General features: G+C 64.8%; 18 protein-coding genes. 16 read left to right on the forward strand and 2 right to left on the reverse strand.

All coding sequences use genetic code 11. The annotated features are described in order from the left end of the window. The first annotated feature begins 112 nt into the window (after window positions 1–112). From MJ8_RS27935 to MJ8_RS27945, 3 genes are all read left to right on the forward strand, one after another. A complete protein-coding gene (locus tag MJ8_RS27935) occupies window positions 113–1,666 on the forward strand; it encodes a sugar ABC transporter ATP-binding protein (RefSeq protein WP_201411821.1) in 1,554 nt (517 codons plus the stop codon). Beyond that, window positions 1,663–2,628 (forward strand): ABC transporter permease, encoded by a 966-nt coding sequence (locus MJ8_RS27940; RefSeq protein ID WP_042640741.1) that lies wholly within the window; start codon window positions 1,663–1,665, stop codon window positions 2,626–2,628. Before MJ8_RS27935 ends, MJ8_RS27940 begins: the two co-directional genes overlap by 4 nt. 71 nt (window positions 2,629–2,699) lie before the next feature. Beyond that, window positions 2,700–3,716, forward strand: a complete 1,017-nt coding sequence (locus MJ8_RS27945; protein WP_201411822.1) for a zinc-binding alcohol dehydrogenase family protein — start codon at window positions 2,700–2,702, stop codon at window positions 3,714–3,716. 6 nt (window positions 3,717–3,722) lie between these two features. On the opposite strand, the gene phnF is transcribed toward MJ8_RS27945, so the two are convergent. Then, entirely contained in the window at window positions 3,723–4,469 is a 747-nt protein-coding gene (phnF, locus tag MJ8_RS27950; protein WP_201411823.1) for a phosphonate metabolism transcriptional regulator PhnF, read from the reverse strand. Between the two features lie 139 nt (window positions 4,470–4,608). Here phnF and phnG point away from each other — a divergent pair, with 139 nt between their 5' ends. Genes phnG through MJ8_RS27965 form a run of 3 tightly spaced genes read left to right on the forward strand, consistent with a single transcriptional unit; the run spans window position 4,609 to window position 6,798 of the window. Beyond that, window positions 4,609–5,070: a phosphonate C-P lyase system protein PhnG gene (phnG, locus tag MJ8_RS27955; protein ID WP_201411824.1), complete on the forward strand. Its 462-nt coding sequence runs from the start codon at window positions 4,609–4,611 to the stop codon at window positions 5,068–5,070. Then, window positions 5,070–5,681, forward strand: a complete 612-nt coding sequence (phnH, locus tag MJ8_RS27960; protein WP_201411825.1) for a phosphonate C-P lyase system protein PhnH — start codon at window positions 5,070–5,072, stop codon at window positions 5,679–5,681. Before phnG ends, phnH begins: the two co-directional genes overlap by 1 nt. A 1-nt stretch (window position 5,682) precedes the next feature. Then, complete coding sequence (locus MJ8_RS27965) at window positions 5,683–6,798, forward strand: carbon-phosphorus lyase complex subunit PhnI (protein WP_201411826.1); 1,116 nt, start codon at window positions 5,683–5,685, stop codon at window positions 6,796–6,798. Window positions 6,799–6,800: 2 nt separating this feature from the next. On the opposite strand, the gene MJ8_RS27970 is transcribed toward MJ8_RS27965, so the two are convergent. Beyond that, complete coding sequence (locus MJ8_RS27970) at window positions 6,801–6,989, reverse strand: hypothetical protein (RefSeq protein ID WP_201411827.1); 189 nt, start codon at window positions 6,987–6,989, stop codon at window positions 6,801–6,803. A gap of 59 nt (window positions 6,990–7,048) precedes the next feature. Here MJ8_RS27970 and MJ8_RS27975 point away from each other — a divergent pair, with 59 nt between their 5' ends. From MJ8_RS27975 to phnE (MJ8_RS28020), 10 genes are all read left to right on the forward strand, one after another. Beyond that, complete coding sequence (locus MJ8_RS27975) at window positions 7,049–7,948, forward strand: alpha-D-ribose 1-methylphosphonate 5-phosphate C-P-lyase PhnJ (RefSeq protein WP_201411828.1); 900 nt, start codon at window positions 7,049–7,051, stop codon at window positions 7,946–7,948. Then, window positions 7,945–8,721 carry a phosphonate C-P lyase system protein PhnK gene (gene phnK, locus MJ8_RS27980; protein WP_042640728.1) on the forward strand — a complete coding sequence of 259 codons (777 nt, stop codon included), beginning with the start codon at window positions 7,945–7,947 and terminating at the stop codon, window positions 8,719–8,721. Before MJ8_RS27975 ends, phnK begins: the two co-directional genes overlap by 4 nt. Window positions 8,722–8,723: 2 nt before the next feature. Further along, complete coding sequence (phnL, locus tag MJ8_RS27985; RefSeq protein ID WP_201415609.1) at window positions 8,724–9,431, forward strand: phosphonate C-P lyase system protein PhnL; 708 nt, start codon at window positions 8,724–8,726, stop codon at window positions 9,429–9,431. Then, on the forward strand, window positions 9,428–10,042 hold the full coding sequence (locus tag MJ8_RS27990) for a DapH/DapD/GlmU-related protein (protein ID WP_201411829.1): 615 nt from the start codon (window positions 9,428–9,430) through the stop codon (window positions 10,040–10,042). Before phnL ends, MJ8_RS27990 begins: the two co-directional genes overlap by 4 nt. 223 nt (window positions 10,043–10,265) lie before the next feature. After that, window positions 10,266–10,589 carry a hypothetical protein gene (locus MJ8_RS27995; RefSeq protein WP_201411830.1) on the forward strand — a complete coding sequence of 108 codons (324 nt, stop codon included), beginning with the start codon at window positions 10,266–10,268 and terminating at the stop codon, window positions 10,587–10,589. Window positions 10,590–10,660: 71 nt separating this feature from the next. After that, the gene (locus MJ8_RS28000; RefSeq protein ID WP_201411831.1) at window positions 10,661–11,371 is read left to right on the forward strand and encodes a DUF1868 domain-containing protein; all 711 of its coding nucleotides are present in this window, start codon (window positions 10,661–10,663) and stop codon (window positions 11,369–11,371) included. Between the two features lie 115 nt (window positions 11,372–11,486). Further along, window positions 11,487–12,344, forward strand: coding sequence for a phosphonate ABC transporter ATP-binding protein (gene phnC, locus MJ8_RS28005; protein ID WP_201411832.1), 858 nt, complete (start codon window positions 11,487–11,489; stop codon window positions 12,342–12,344). Window positions 12,345–12,483: 139 nt separating this feature from the next. After that, window positions 12,484–13,392, forward strand: coding sequence for a phosphonate ABC transporter substrate-binding protein (gene phnD, locus MJ8_RS28010; RefSeq protein ID WP_201411833.1), 909 nt, complete (start codon window positions 12,484–12,486; stop codon window positions 13,390–13,392). Window positions 13,393–13,447: 55 nt separating this feature from the next. Further along, window positions 13,448–14,404 (forward strand): phosphonate ABC transporter, permease protein PhnE, encoded by a 957-nt coding sequence (gene phnE / locus MJ8_RS28015; RefSeq protein ID WP_201411834.1) that lies wholly within the window; start codon window positions 13,448–13,450, stop codon window positions 14,402–14,404. Between the two features lie 86 nt (window positions 14,405–14,490). Next, window positions 14,491–15,855 carry a phosphonate ABC transporter, permease protein PhnE gene (phnE, locus tag MJ8_RS28020; protein WP_201411835.1) on the forward strand — a complete coding sequence of 455 codons (1,365 nt, stop codon included), beginning with the start codon at window positions 14,491–14,493 and terminating at the stop codon, window positions 15,853–15,855. Window positions 15,856–16,013 lie beyond the last annotated feature (158 nt).

The raw sequence follows: 16,013 nt of genomic DNA on the forward strand, positions 1-16,013 counted from the left end.
TTTGGAAATTCGCCGGCCTGATTTAGGCTCCGACTCCAAGATGCGCGTCAGACGCATCGCTGCGTACCCAACGGTTGAGGCCGATCTGGGAGGCCAATCTGGGAGGATTGTCATGACGTCGACGGCGCAGGAACTGCACCCCGCCCCCACGCTGGCCCCGGGCAGGACGATCCTCGAGCTCAACGGCCTGGAAAAGCGCTATCCCGGCACACATGCGCTGAAGCCCGTGCACCTTGCCTTCAAGGCGGGCGAGATCCACGCCATCGTCGGCGAGAACGGCGCCGGCAAGTCGACCCTGATAAAACTTCTGACGGGCGTCATGCCGCGCACTTCCGGCGAAGTCATCTGGGAAGGTCAGCCCGTGGCTCTGGCCACTCCGCACGAGGCGATGGCGCTGGGCATCAATGCCGTGCATCAGGAGGTGGTGCTCTGCCGCCACCTCACCGTCGCCGCCAACATGTTCCTCGGCGAGGAGGAATCCCGCTTCGGCCTGCTGCAGCAGCGCGCCATGGTCAAGGACGCACAGAAGATCATCGATGGTCTCGGCTTCGACCTGCCGGCGCATGTCGTGCTCGGCGATCTCACCATCGGCCAGCAGCAGCTGATCGCCGCCGCTCGCGCCACGGTGCGCGGCACGAAGTTCCTGATCTTCGACGAGCCGACCGCCTACCTCACCCGCAAGGAGGCCGACCAGCTCTTCAAGCTGATCCGAAGGCTCAAGGGCGAAGGTGTCACCATCATCTATATCAGCCACCGCATGGAGGAGGTGTTCGAGCTTGCCGATCGCGTTTCCGTACTGCGCGACGGCACCTTGGTCGGCACCCGCAACATCGCCGAGACGGACGAGCCCGAGCTGGTCAAGCTGATGATCAACCGCTCGATCGAGCAGATCTACCACAAGGAGCATTTCACCCCTGGCGCCACAATCGTCGAGACGAAGAACCTCTCCGGCAAGGGCTTCGAGAATGTCTCGGTGACCGTCCGCGCCGGCGAGATCGTCGGCCTCTACGGCCTGATCGGCGCCGGCCGCAGCGAGTTCGTCACCACGCTCTATGGCCGTCACAAGAAATCGGCCGGCCAGATCCTGTGGGAGGGCAAGGAGGTCCAGGTCAATTCCGAGCACGACGCGATAAGGCTCGGCATGGCGCTGGCTCCGGAAAGCCGCCGCGACCAGGGTCTCTGTCTCAACCTCTCGGTCGGCATGAACCTCAACCTGCCGATCTACAAGCGCATTTCCAGCAACGCGCTGATCTCGGGCGCCAAGGAGAAAGCCGAGGCCGACCGCCAGATCGCCGACCTGCGCATCAAGACGCCGACACGCAGCGCGCTCGCCTCCAGCCTTTCGGGCGGCAACCAGCAGAAGATCGTCATCGGCAAGTGGCTGGCGCATGGCGCCAAGCTGTTCATCTTCGACGAGCCGACGGTGGGCGTCGATGTCGGCACCAAGGCCGAGATCTACCGGCTGTTCTCGACGCTGTTGTCCAAGGGCGCCGGCATCATCCTGATCTCGTCCTATCTGCCGGAAGTCTACGAGCTTGCCGACACGCTGCATGTGTTCCGGCGCGGCAAGCTGGTTGCCACGCATGGATTCCGCACCGCCAGCCACGAGGACATTCTGGGTCAGGCTCTGGCCGAGAAACAAGAAAAAACGGGAGGACAAAAATGAGCACCGAGGCGATCCCCGCCGAAAAACCCAAGCGCAATTTCAACGCGCTCTTCGGCCTGACGCTGCTTGGTCTGCTGCTGCTGATGTGGATCGTGCTGGCTGTCGCCACGCCCTCCTTCGCGACGGCTCTCAACATCACCAACCTTCTGCGCCAGGGCTCGCTGATCGCCATCCTCGCCGTCGGCCAGACCTTCGTCATCATCACCGGCGGCATCGACCTTTCGGTCGGCGCGGTGGTCGGTTTCACCACCGTTGTGGTGGCGCTTCTGATCAACGCCGGCTGGCCGATCTGGGCTGCGGTGCTGATCACGCTTCTGGTCGGCGTCGCCATCGGCCTTTTCCACGGCTTCGGTATCGTCAAGATGGGCCTGCCGCCCTTCATCATCACCCTGGCCACCATGACCTCGCTGCGCGGCATCGGCTTGCTTATGACCAACGGCAATTCGATCTCGATCAACAGCGATCCGTTCCAGGCCTTCTCGCGCGGCTCGCTCTTCGGCATCCCCTATCTGTTCTGGATGGTGATCCTCGTTGCCATCCCGTCCTACATCTTCCTGCACCACACGCGCTGGGGCCGCTACCTGTTCTCGGTGGGCTCCAACGCGGAAGCTGCGCGCCTGTCGGGCGTCAACGTGCCGCGCACCATCTTCATGGCCTACATCCTGTCCGGCCTGCTCGCCGCCTTCGTCGGCGTGCTGCTCGCCTCGCGCATCGGCATCGGCAATCCGACGCAGGGCGACACCTATGAGCTGCAGGCCATCGCCTCGTCGGTGATCGGCGGCACCTCGCTGTTCGGCGCCATCGGCTCCGTGCACGGGCCGCTGATCGGCTCCTTCATCCTGTCGACGATCAACAACGGCGCCAACCTGCTCAACGTCAACACCTTCTGGCAGCGCGTCATCACCGGAGCGCTGATCATCGTCATCGTCTACTTCGACGGCCTGCGCCGCCGGGGCAAATGACTCCTCCCTGAAACTCCGCGCCGGCCCCGCATGCCGAGGCCGGCGCTGCTTTTTGAACACTGGATCTGGCCATGAAAGCCGTCGTCTGCCGCTCGCCCGGCGAGCTTGTCCTCGAAGACCGCGCCGACCCCGGCGCGCCTCCGCCCGGCTGGGCGCGTGTCGCTGTCAGCCATGTCGGCATCTGCGGCACCGACTACCACATCTTCGAAGGCAAGCATCCCTTCCTCGCCTATCCGCGCATCATGGGCCATGAGGTTTCCGGAACCATCGTCGAAAAGGGGGAAGGCGTCGATCTCGCCACCGGCGAGCCGGTCATCATCAACCCCTATCTTTCATGCGGCAAATGCATCGCCTGCCGGCACGGCAAGCCGAATTGCTGCGTCAAGATCGAGGTGCTCGGCGTCCACCGTGACGGCGCCATGTGCGACGAGATCCTGGTGCCGGCGCAGAATCTCTATCCCGCGAACGGCCTGTCGCTGGCCGATGCCGCGGCGGTGGAATTCCTGGCGATCGGCGCCCATGCCGTGCGTAGATCGCTCGGAACGCCCGGCCAACGCACGCTGGTCATCGGCGCCGGTCCCATCGGGCTCGGCACGGCGATCTTCGCCCGCATCGCCGGGCTCGACGTCAGCCTGCTCGACATGAGCAGCGAGCGCCTCGGCTTCGCCGAAAAGGAGCTTGGCTTTGCCGCGCTCGACACCTCGAAGGCTGCAGCCGACGAACTGGTGCGGCAGGCGACCGGCGGCGAAGGATTCGACCTCGTCTTCGACGCGACCGGCAACACGGCGTCGGTGCAGTCGGCCTTCGCCCATGTCGCGCATGGCGGCACACTGGTGCTGGTCAGCGTCGTCAAGGACGACATCACCTTCTCCGACCCCGAATTCCACAAGCGCGAGATGACTTTGGTCGGCAGCCGCAATGCGCTCAAGGCCGACTTCGAGCATGTCGCGGCCTCGATCCGCAACGGCGCCGTTCCGTTGGGCAAACTCGTCACCCATCGCACGACGCTCGCTGCAACGCCACGCGATCTGGCGCGATGGACGCATGAGAAATTGGGCCTGATCAAGGCGGTGATCGAAGTCGGCTGAGCGCGGCTAGTCGCCGGCCGACAGCCTCAACTCCACCCGCTCCGCCGGGAACCGCGATTCCGCGAACTGGATCGGCTCGCCGTCGAGCGTCACATTGATGGCGATGGTGACCAGCACGATGGCGCCCGGCTGCAGATCGAGGGCTGCGAGGTCGTCGGCGTCGGCATGGCGCGCCGACAGCACGGTTGAATGCCTGAGATAGTCATTGATGCCGAAGCGCTTCAGCGAGGCGGTGATCGATCCCGTTTCCGCCATGGCCGCCTCGATGCCGGCGAAGCGCTTGGCGTCGAACCAGGTGGTTGCGCGTGACACCGCATGACCGTCGGCCTCGCCGCGCGTCTCCAGGCGAATGACGGCCGCGCCCTTCGCTATGCGCAGCGCCTCGGCGATGCGCCGGCTGGCCGGCTCCGTCGAAGACGACAGGAGCGCGATGTGGCGCTCGCTCGTCTGCCCCTGCAGCCCCGCCGAGAAGCGCGTGCGCGCGCCGATCGGATAGGATAGCCTCTTGCGCGACAAGACGAAGGTGCCGCGCCCCTGTTCGGCCTTCAGCACGCCTTCCTGCACAAGTGCCGCAATGGCGCTGCGCACCGTATGACGGTTGACCCCGTAGCGCTCGGCCAGGGCGATTTCCGGCGGCAGCGCCGCATTCTCGGCAAAATCGCCGCTCGCGATCCCCTGCAATATCTTGTCGGCGATCTGCCGCCACAGCGACACGCCGTTGCGCCTTTCGATGCTGCTCGCCAGTCCAACCATTCATCCCCCCGTTTCTTCGCCAGCCGGGCAATTTTCTGCGCCTGTCATCCACCCGTCATGGACTCCCGTTAGGAGGTAGGTATAATTTGTATAGTTGTCTATATCAATAGACAAATCTTCAAATGCAAGGAGCGATGCGATGCGAGGACAGGAAGCGCGCGAGCAGGCCGGGCGGAAAGCCTTGATGGCGACGCTGGCGCATGCCGAAGCCGATGAGATCGCGCGCCTGTGGAAGGAGTCGGGCCTGCCTTCCGAAGCCGAACTCTTGCGCGGACCCGAAACCGGGTTGGTGACGGTGCGCGGGCGGATCGGCGGCGGCGGCGCGCCTTTCAATGTCGGCGAGGCGACCGTCACCCGCGCCACGGTGCGGCTGCCCTCCGGCCAGGTCGGCCATTCCTATGCGCTCGGCCGCGACAAGGACAAGGCAAGGCTCGCGGCGATCGCCGACGCGCTCTGGCAGGACCCGGCGCAGCGCGAGGCGGTCGAGACGAAGCTGGTCGCGCCCTTGCGCGCTGCGCTCGATGCGGCGCGGGAGACCCGGCGTGTCGAGACGGCGGCCACGAAAGTGGATTTCTTCACCATGGTGCGCGGAGAGGACTGATGAATATCGCCACGCAGTCGATCGACGGCGGTTTCGCCGAGCCGGTGTTCAACGCGCAGACGGTCTTCCGCGCCATCATGGACGCGATGGCGCGTCCGGGCACGGTCCAGAACCTGCCGCAACTTGCCCGTCCGCCGGCGCCGCTGTCGGCGACCGCCGGCGCCGTGGCGCTTTCGCTCTGCGACAACGACACGCCGGTCTGGCTCGACCCGCCGCTGCAGGCGGAGGCTTCGGTCAAGGCCTGGCTCGGCTTCCACACCGGCGCGCCTTTGGCCAACACGCCCGCCGACGCGCATTTCGCCCTGATCGCCAATCCGAAGGAGATGGCCGCGCTCGACGGGTTTGCCCAAGGCACGCAGGAATATCCCGACCGCTCGACGACGCTGATCCTCCTGGTCGACGACCTTGCCTCGGGCCCGCCGCTGCTGCTCGAAGGTCCGGGGATCGAAAAGACGTCGATGATCGCGCCGCCAGGCATGCCGCGCCATTTCGTCGAGCAGTGGAAGCAGAACAACCAGCGTTTCCCGCGCGGCGTCGATATCATCCTGGCGGCGCCGGGCGGCCTTTGCTGCCTGCCGCGCACCACCCGCATCAAGTCGATGGAGGCGTGACATGTATGTCGCGGTAAAGGGCGGCGAGGCCGCCATTGCCAATGCGCACCGCCTGCTTGCCGACCGCCGCCGCGGCGACCGCTCGGTGCCGGCGCTGCGCCTCGACCAGATCGTCGAGCAGCTGGCGCTCGGCGTCGACCGTGTGATGAGCGAGGGCTCGCTCTACGATCGCGAGCTTGCTGCTTTGGCCGTCGTCCAGGCGCGCGGCGACATGATCGAGGCGATCTTCCTGGTGCGCGCCTACCGCACCACGCTGCCGCGCTTCGGCTACACCAATCCGGTCGACACCGGCGCCATGCAAGTCGAGCGTCGTATCTCGGCGACTTACAAGGACCTGCCAGGCGGCCAGGTGCTCGGCCCGACCTTCGATTACACGCACCGCTTGCTCGATCCGGAGCTTGCCGCCGGCGCCGAGGTCGAGGCACCGGCGCAGCGTCCGGTCGAGCCGGAAGCCATGCCGCGCGTTTCCGCAATCCTTGCCCATGAAGGCCTGATCGAGGCCGACGGCGAGATGCCGCTTGACCACGTGCCGGGCGACATCACCCGCGAACCGCTGCAATTCCCGATGGCGCGCGACATTCGCCTGCAGGCGCTGTCGCGCGGCGACGAGGGTTTCCTGCTGGCGCTCGGCTATTCGACGCAGCGCGGCTATGCCCGCAACCACCCCTTCGTCGGCGAGGTGCGCATCGGCGAGGTCGAGCTGGAGCTCGACGTGCCGGAACTGCCCTTCGCCGTGCCGCTCGGCTCGATCCGCGTCACCGAATGCCAGATGGTCAACCAGTTCAAGGGCTCGGCCAAGGCGCCGCCGCAGTTCACCCGCGGCTATGGCCTGGTCTTCGGCCAGAGCGAGCGCAAGGCGATGGCCATGGCGCTGTGCGACCGGGCGCTGCGCGCCAGCGAGCTTGGCGAGGATGTCGTCGCCGCCGCGCAGGACGAGGAATTCGTCATCTCGCATTCCGACAATGTGCAGGCGACCGGCTTCGTCGAGCATCTGAAGCTGCCGCACTATGTCGACTTTCAAGCCGAGCTTGGCCTCGTTCGGCGCATGCGCGCCGAATACGAGGCGCGGGAAACCGAGAACAAGGTCGCCGAGGAAAAGCGGGAGGCAGCGGAATGAACTTAGTGTCCGCTACCGGAATGTCCGCCGCCGATAAAGCCTCCACTTCCACCGTAGGTGGCGCCACCAACTGTCTCGCCGCGAGGGGGCTCTTTCGGCGTCGGAAGAACCATTTTGCGCAAAGCAAAAGCGGCGATGCCGACAAACAGCAGCAACAGCACACCAAAATGCATCCATCCGGTGAAAGTCATTTGGCCGGGCTCCCGCGTTCTGAACATCAAATATGTAGCAAAGAGCGGACGTGATCGCCATGACCGACATCGCCACCTACAACTTCGCCTATCTCGACGAGCAGACCAAAAGGATGATCCGCCGCGCCATCCTGAAGGGCATTGCCATTCCCGGCTACCAAGTGCCCTTCGCCTCGCGCGAGATGCCAATGCCCTATGGCTGGGGCACCGGCGGCGTGCAGGTCACGGCTTCGATCATCGGCCCGGACGACGTGCTGAAAGTCATCGACCAAGGCGCCGACGACACCACCAACGCCGTCTCGATCCGCGCCTTCTTCAAGAAGGTCGCCAAGGTCGACGTCACTACCGAGACGGCGAAGGCCACGATCATCCAGACCCGCCACCGCATTCCGGAGCAGCCACTCACCGCCAACCAGGTGCTGGTCTTCCAGGTGCCGATCCCCGAGCCGCTGCGCTTCCTCGAGCCGCGCGAAACCGAAACGCGCAAGATGCATGCGCTGGAGGAATACGGCCTCATGCATGTGAAGCTCTACGAGGACATCGCCAAGCATGGCCGCATCGCCACCACCTATGCCTATCCGGTCAAGGTCGAGGGTCGCTACGTGATGGATCCCTCGCCGACCCCGAAATTCGACAATCCGAAGATGCACCGTTCGCCGGCTTTGCAATTGTTCGGCGCCGGCCGCGAGAAGCGCATCTATGCGGTGCCACCTTTCACCGACGTCGTCAGCCTCGACTTCGAGGACCATCCCTTCGAGGTGCAGACCTTCGACCAGCCCTGCGCGCTGTGCGGCGCCGAGAATGTCTATCTCGACGAGGTCATCCTGGACGACCATGGCGGTCACATGTTCGTCTGTTCGGACACCGACCACTGCGAGAAGCGGCGGGCCGACGGCCATCACGGCCACCTTGCTCCCGAGACCCACCTAGCCTCTGAGAAAACGGAGCCGGCCGAATGACCGACGAACCGCTGCTGCGCGTCTCCGCGCTGTCCAAATTCTACGGCTCGCGCGTCGGCTGCGAGAACGTCACCTTCGACCTCTGGCCGGGCGAAGTCCTGGCGGTGGTCGGCGAGTCCGGCTCCGGCAAGACGACGCTGCTCAACTGCCTGTCGACCAGGCTGCTGCCCTCCTCCGGCACCGCCAGCTACCGCATGCGCGACGGCCAATGGCGCGAGCTCTACCGGATGAGCGAGGCCGAGCGCCGCTTCCTGATGCGCACCGACTGGGGTTTCGTCCACCAGAACCCGGCCGACGGGCTGCGCATGACGGTGTCGGCCGGAGCCAATGTCGGCGAAAGACTGATGGCGGTCGGCGACCGCCACTATGGCAGGATCCGCGCCACCGCCGTCGACTGGCTGTCGCGCGTCGAGATCGACGAGGACCGCATCGACGACGAGCCCCGCGCCTTTTCCGGCGGCATGCGCCAGCGCCTGCAGATCGCCCGCAACCTGGTAACCGGGCCACGGCTCGTCTTCATGGATGAGCCGACCGGCGGCCTCGACGTCTCGGTGCAGGCCCGCCTGCTCGATCTGTTGCGCGGACTGGTCACCGATCTCGGGCTGGCGGCCATCGTCGTCACCCACGATCTCGCCGTGGCGCGGCTGCTGTCGCAGCGCATGATGGTGATGAAGGACGGCCGCGTCGTCGAAAGCGGCCTCACCGACCGCGTGCTCGACGATCCGCGCGCGCCGTATACGCAACTCCTCGTTTCTTCCATCCTGCAGGTGTGATGATGGCTACGCCTCTCGTCGTTTCCGATGTCGCCAAAAGCTTCACCATGCATCTGCGCGACGGCGTCACGCTGCCGGTGGTGACGGGTGTCTCCTTCTCGATCCGCGCCGGCGAATGCGCGGTGCTCGGCGGTCCATCGGGTGCCGGAAAAAGCTCGATCCTGAAGATGCTCTACGGCAACTACGCCGTCGATGAAGGCCAGATTATCGTCCAGCACGGCGGCGGGTTGATCGACCTCGCCTCCGCCAGCCCGCGCACAGTGCTTTCCGTGCGCCGCCATACCATCGGCTATGTCAGCCAGTTCCTGCGCACCGTGCCGCGCGTCTCCGCGCTCGATGTCGTCGCCGAGCCGCTGGTCGAGCGCGGCGAGGATCGCGAGACCGCGCGGGCGAAGGCTCGCTCCCTGCTCGCGCAGCTCAACCTGCCCGAAAAGCTCTGGGCGCTGCCGCCGGCGACCTTCTCGGGCGGCGAGCAGCAGCGCGTCAACATTGCGCGCGGCTTCATCACCGAGCATCCGATCCTTTTGCTCGACGAGCCGACCGCCTCGCTCGACGCCCGCAACCGCGATGTTGTGGTCGAGCTCATTGCCGCCAAGAAGTCCGCGGGCGTTGCGCTGCTCGGCATCTTCCACGACCTCGATGTGCGTGAGGCCGTCGCCGACCGCGTCATCGATGTCACAGCCTTCGCCGCCGGAAAGATCGCCGCATGAAGAAGCTTTCGGAGGCGCCGCTGATCCACCCGACGGCGCAGGTCGAGAATTCGACGCTCGGGCGCTGGACCGAGATCGCCGAGCGCAGCCGCGTCGCCGAATGCGAGCTCGGCGACTATTCCTACATGATGCAGGACTGCGCCGTCTGGTGCGCCACCATCGGCAAGTTCTCCAACATCGCGGCCAGCGTGCGCCTCAACGCCACCAATCACCCGACCTGGCGGCCGACGCTGCACCACTTCACCTACCGCGCCTCCGACTATTGGGACGATGCCGAGCACGAGAGCGAATTCTTCGCCCAGCGGCGCGCCAAGCGCGTCACCATCGGCCACGACACATGGCTCGGCCATGGCTCGACCGTGCTGCCCGGCGTGACCGTCGGCGACGGTGCGGCGGTCGGCGCGGGCGCGGTGGTGACGAAGGATGTCGCGCCCTACACCATCGTCGGCGGCGTGCCGGCGAAGCCGATCCGCGAGCGCTTCGACCGCCGCACCGCCGAACGCTACCAGGCGCTTGCCTGGTGGGACTGGGACCATGCAAGGCTGCGCGCCGCGCTCGACGATTTTCGCGAGCTGTCGGCAGAGGCTTTCCTGGAGAAGTATGGTGGTTAGTGATTGGCGCCGGCTCTCACTTGCGTAGCCGCCAGCAATGGCGTGGCCTCCGCATTTAGCCTACTATCGCCTGCATTCTTGCCGCGCTTAAAAGCTGTGGGGGGTCGGGGTGCTGAAACGATGGGTTGGCCTTTGTCTGTTTGGGGTTGCGACTTTTCTGCCTCGACACGCTCTTGCCGAACAGCCGAAAAGCGACCCTCGCGGCGCTGTCCTATGCGCCTGGATGATTTACACCGAGGTCGAAGCGATCGGAGAAGCCTGCTCCCCCGAGCAAGACAGGGACTTCCTTGTTTTTCTTCAGTCCCAAATTGACCGCATAAAGGCTTTTATCGTGAGGAACTCAGACACCACGGCATCGGCTCTGGAAGACCAGCAGCGTCGAGTCCGCGCGATAGCCGCAAAGCGCGGTAGCGCCTCGTGCCAGGCGGAAGGCGACGGCATGCAGCTCTACAACTCAATAAGGTCGGCCGACCGCATGCAGATCACTGCCGAAATGGACAAGCTCTTGGAGGTCGATCGCGAGCCTTTGGCAAACCCCTGCCTTTAACAACTGTCCGATACTGTTTCACACCCCTGACACAGGACTCGGACAAGACGCAATCTCCCCAGGAGATCGCCATGCTCGCCACTGTCAGACCCTCGCTCGCCGGATTTTTTGAAGCCTCCAATCCGACCGCGCCCGCGCATCTCGGTACCCGTTACGACGCGTCGGGCAACTTCCTCCCCGAGCCGGGCAACACCGTCGTCTGCCATCTGATCGATGGCTCGCCTTCGCAAGCAGCAATTGTCGAGGTGCGCGAGCGCATGCTCGCCATGCCGGATGCTGATCGGCTCGCTTTCACGCCGATCTCCAGCCTCCATATGACGCTCTTCCAGGGCATCATCGAATATCGCCGCCGCCTCCCCTACTGGCCCGCGGACGTGCGGCTAGATGCCGGCATCGATGACATGACCCGCCTCTATCTCGATCGCCTTCAAGGCTTCGAGGGGCATGGCCCCTTCAAGGTCCGGATTGTCGAAGTCGTGCCGACCGGCCTCACCGTCGCCGGCGCCACCGCGGAAGACCGCCGGGTGCTGAAAGCCTGGCGCGATGCCCTATCCGTCCCGTTCGGCTACCGCCATCCGGACCACGACGCTTACGTCTTCCACATCACCTTCGCCTATCAGATCCGCCGCCTCGCCGACGAGCGGGCAACTGCCTGGCAGGACCTGTTCGACGACTGCTTGTCGTTCCTCGAGCGCGAGGCTCCGGTGATCGAGCTGAAGGCTCCGGCCTTCTGCAGCTTCAAGGACATGAAGCATTTCGAGGAATTGCTGGTGCTTGGTTGAATCCCAAGCCTGTGACTCGTAACAAAACTGACATCAATCCGACACCTCAGCTTCATCCGCCTGCGCTAGCGAAGGTTAACAGACCTGCAAAACCGCGACGGACTGGAGTTTTGGTATGTCAGCATCATCGGCCACGCTGGAAATCCGCGGCGTAACCCGACGATTTGGCAAGAACACCGCTGTCAGCGACATCAACATCTCGATTCCGCGCGGACAGATGGTCGGCATCATCGGCCGTTCGGGCGCCGGCAAGTCGACCCTGTTGCGCATGATCAATCGCCTCATCGATCCCAGCCAGGGGTCGATATTTTTTGACGGCGCCGAGGTCTCCAGCCTGCAGGGCTCGCCGCTGCGCCGCTGGCAGCGCGACTGCGCGATGATTTTCCAGCAGTTCAACCTTGTGCCGCGCCTCGACGTCTTGACCAACGTCCTGCTCGGCCGCCTCAACCATCGCTCCACGCTTTCCAACCTGCTCGGCCTGTTCACGCGAACCGAATGCGCCGAGGCGGTGGCCGCGCTGGAGCGCCTCGATATCGCCCGCACCGCGCTGCAGCCGGCCGGCACGCTGTCCGGCGGCCAGCAGCAGCGGGTGGCGATCGCCCGCGCCATGATGCAGCAGCCGAAAGTGCTTCTGGCCGACGAGCCGATCGCCTCGCTCGACCCACTCAACGCCAAGGTGGTGATGGACTCGCTGCGCGACATCAATCTGCGCGAAGGCATCACCGTGGTGACCAATCTGCACACGCTGGACACCGCGCGCGCCTATTGCAACCGCATCATCGGCATGGCCGCCGGCAAGGTCGTCTTCGACGGCGCCCCGGAGGACCTCGACCGCGACGCCGTGCGCACCGTCTACGGCGCCGACGCCAGCGGCGCCGAGATCTCCGAGGCGATCACGTCGACCAGCGTGACCGTCAAGCCGAAGATCACCGCATCCGCCGGACCGCTCGAACCAGCCTTTCCTGGCTACTGACTCCGCCGCCCGGCCCAGCGGTCCGGGCAAATCGCGGATTTCAGCCGAGCAACCCGGATCGCCCGCCAGCGTCAACGGCAAGACTTGAAAAATCAGAACGCCGCCGGCGCGCAGCCGGAACAACAGGAGAGAGATCAAAATGTTCAGGAAGATGGTTTTTGGGGCGGTTTCGCTGCTCGCCATGGCGGCAAGCGCCGCGTACGCCGCCGACATCAAGGAATTCCGCGTCGGCATCCTCGGCGGCGAGAACGAGACCGACCGTCTGCGCAACTACCAGTGCCTCGCCGATCATCTGAAGGCCGAATTCGGCTTCGAGAAGGTGTCGCTGTTCCCGGCCGCCGACTATGACGGTGTCATCCAGGGCCTGCTCGGCGGCACGCTCGACTTCGCCGAGCTCGGCGCGTCAGGCTATGCCAGCGTCTACCTCAAGGACCCGAAGGCCGTCACCCCGATCCTCACCACCAAGCAGACCGACGGCTCGACCGGCTATTATTCGATCGGCCTGGCGCTGAAGTCCTCCGGCATCACCGACATCAAGTCGGCCAAGGGCAAGAAGCTCGGCTACGCCGATCCGGACTCGACCTCGGGCTATCTGATCCCGCTGACCCAGATTCCGAAGGACACCGGCGCTTCCAACGAAACCTACTTCGCCTCGACCCAGTTCAACGGCGGCCATGAGAACAACATCCTGGCCGTCCGCGACGGCAAGGTCGACGTGGCGGTGGACGATTCTTCCGGCATCGGCGACTTCAAGAACGGCTACACCTCCGGCACCTTCCACAAGGAAGTCGCCAAGGGCGCCGTCGACCCGAACGACTTCGTCGAAGTGTGGCGCTCGGGCCTGATCCCGAATGGCCCGCTGGTCGTGCGCACCGCGCTCGGCGACGATATGACCGCCAAGCTGGCCGCTTTCTTCACCGCCCTGCCGGCCAAGGACAAGGCCTGCTTCGAAGGAGTCGAGGGTGGCGACTTCACCGGCTACGTCCCGGTGAAGCCGGACTTCTACAACGTCATCATTGAAGCCCGCAAAGCCGCTATCGGCGGTTAAAGGCATCAGGAAAAGGGCGGCGCTGCAAAACGCCGCCCTTTTTGCATTCACAATCATGACCCTTTCGACAACGATCCATTCCGACGCGACCCGCCAGCAGGCCGATGCCTGGCGGCGCCAGACGTCGCTGCGCCGCTTCTACACCGCGCTTGGCGTCTGCCTGCTGCTTGTCGCCATGGGCGCGACCATGTGGTTCGCCGACGAGGCCAATGCCGGCCACTTCTTCGACCGGCTGCCGCACATCCTCGATTTCCTGAGCTGGCTGGTTCCGAAGGACTGGAACGACGTCTGGCGGGCGCTGTTCGACATCGCTTCGCCCAACGACAAGGGCACGCAGGAGTTCAACTTCCCGCTCGGCCGCGTCTATATCTGGGGCGGCTTCTACATCCCCGAATATTTCGAGTTGATGCTGACCACGGTGAACGTGGCGCTGGTCTCGACCTTCATCGGCTTCGTCTTCGCCGTTCCCTTCTCCTTCATCGCCGCGCGCAACCTGACGCCGAGCCCGATCTTGCGGCTCGTCGTCAAGCGTTTCATGGAACTGCTGCGCGCCTTCCCCGAGATCGTCATTGCCGGCCTGTTCGCGGCCATCGTCTCGATCGGCCCGGTCGCCGCCATCATCGCCATCGGCCTGCATTCGATCGGCGCGCTGGGCAAGCTGTTCTACGAGATCAACGAGAACATCGACATGCGCCCGGAGGAAGGCCTGCGCGCCGTCGGCGCCAACTGGTTCGAGCGCGTGCGCTTCGCCGACCTGCCGCAGGTGCTGCCCAATTTCATGTCCTACACACTGCTCCGCATCGAGATCAACGTGCGCATCTCGACCATCATGGGCGCGGTCGGCGGCGGCGGCATCGGCGAGGAGCTGAAGCTTGCCATCTCGCGCGGCTTCGGCGCCAAGACGCTGGCGCTGGTGCTGCTGCTCTTCGTCACCATCTTCCTCGTCGACCAGTTCTCCGCCTGGCTGCGCCGCAAGCTCGTCGGCGAGCAGGCTTTCCTGATGAGCGCCTAGACCATGATCCCGAACCGAAGGACCGCGTTAGCGGAAAGTGGAGACTGGTTTTCGGACAAGATCATGGTCAACCTTAAAGGTGACCCATGGCAATGACGGTGGACGAAATCGCCGCAATCGAGGAACGCCATCCGCAGATTTTCCAGCGGCCGGCTTACAAGCGCTTCTGGCCGCTGCTGCTGATCGCGGGCACGGTGCTCTATCTCGCCTACGCCTTGTGGTTCTTCAGCCTGCCGCAAGTGCTGCGCGAGTCGCACTGGGAGCGCCTGCCGCTCTTCCTGTCGCAATGGATCAGCTACGATCTGCAGCCGGAGTTCCGCCTCGACCAGCCCGAGATCACGCCGAAATATCCGCGCTTCTCGGCGCTTGGCGAGAACCCCAACCCGGACTGGGTGGTCAAGAACCCCGACGGCACCTACACGGTCCGGATCGACGGCGATGCCAAATCCGTCACCTTCGACAAGACCCGGGCGACGATCACGGCCAACGGCGTGACCGTGCCGATATCGCTGACCGGCGGCAAGCCGGTGGTCACGGGTCCGGTACCCGACTGGGTGACCGTCCACGACGACGAGATCGTCGCCAGGATGGGCTTTGTCGGCGAGGTGCGCGTCACCGTCGACCGCGTCAAGGTGCGCAAGCGCTTCCTCGGCTGGGCGAATTTCGTCTTCGACACACGCTCGCCTTTCTTCGGCAAACCGGCCAGCGAGGTCATCTCGCTGATCCTCTCCGGGCCAGAGCTCCAGCCCGGCACGTCGAACCTCGCCCTGGCCGCCGACAACATCTGGAACAATGCGCAGTGGCAGCATGGCGACGTCTGGACGAAGCTGCTGCAGACCATCGTCATGGCGTTCCTCGGCACGCTGCTCGGCGGCATCGTCGCCTTCCCGCTGGCCTTCTTCGCCGCCCGCAACATCACGCCGAGCGGTCTGCTCAGCCAGGTGCTGAAACGCTTCTTCGATTTCATGCGCTCGGTCGACATGCTGATCTGGGCGCTGTTCTTCACCCGCGCCTTCGGCCCCGGCCCGCTGGCCGGCAGCGCGGCGATCTTCTTCACCGAGATCGGCACATTGGGCAAAACCTATTCCGAGGCGCTGGAGAACATCGACGACAAGCCGCGCGAAGGCGTGCTGTCGACCGGCGCCAACGGCATTTTGGTGCAGCGCTACGGCGTGCTGCCGGAAGTGGTGCCGGTCTTCATCAGCCAGACGCTCTACCAGTGGGAATCGAACACCCGCGGCGCGACCATCATCGGCGCCGTCGGCGCCGGCGGCATCGGGCTGAAGTTGTGGGAAGCGATGCGCACCAATTCGAACTGGGCCAACGTCTTCTACATGGTGCTTTTGACGCTGCTCGTCGTCTTCATCTTCGACAACATCTCGAACTTCCTGCGCCGAAGACTGAGCCGCACGCTGCATGATTACAACAGGCTGCAGGCGGAGCGGGGGTAGCTCGTCGCCACGGAATCAAGCGAAGGGTCGGCGGGACAGCGCCCCCCTCTGCCCTACCGGGCATCTCCCCCACAAGGGGGGAGATTAGCCGTCACCGCGGCTTTCGCCAATATCCTACGTCGCAGAATTGGGCGGAGCGCCGAAGCTGCCAATCTCCC

Origin of the sequence: Mesorhizobium sp. J8, assembly GCF_016591715.1 — a bacterium.
GTDB lineage: Bacteria > Pseudomonadota > Alphaproteobacteria > Rhizobiales > Rhizobiaceae > Mesorhizobium.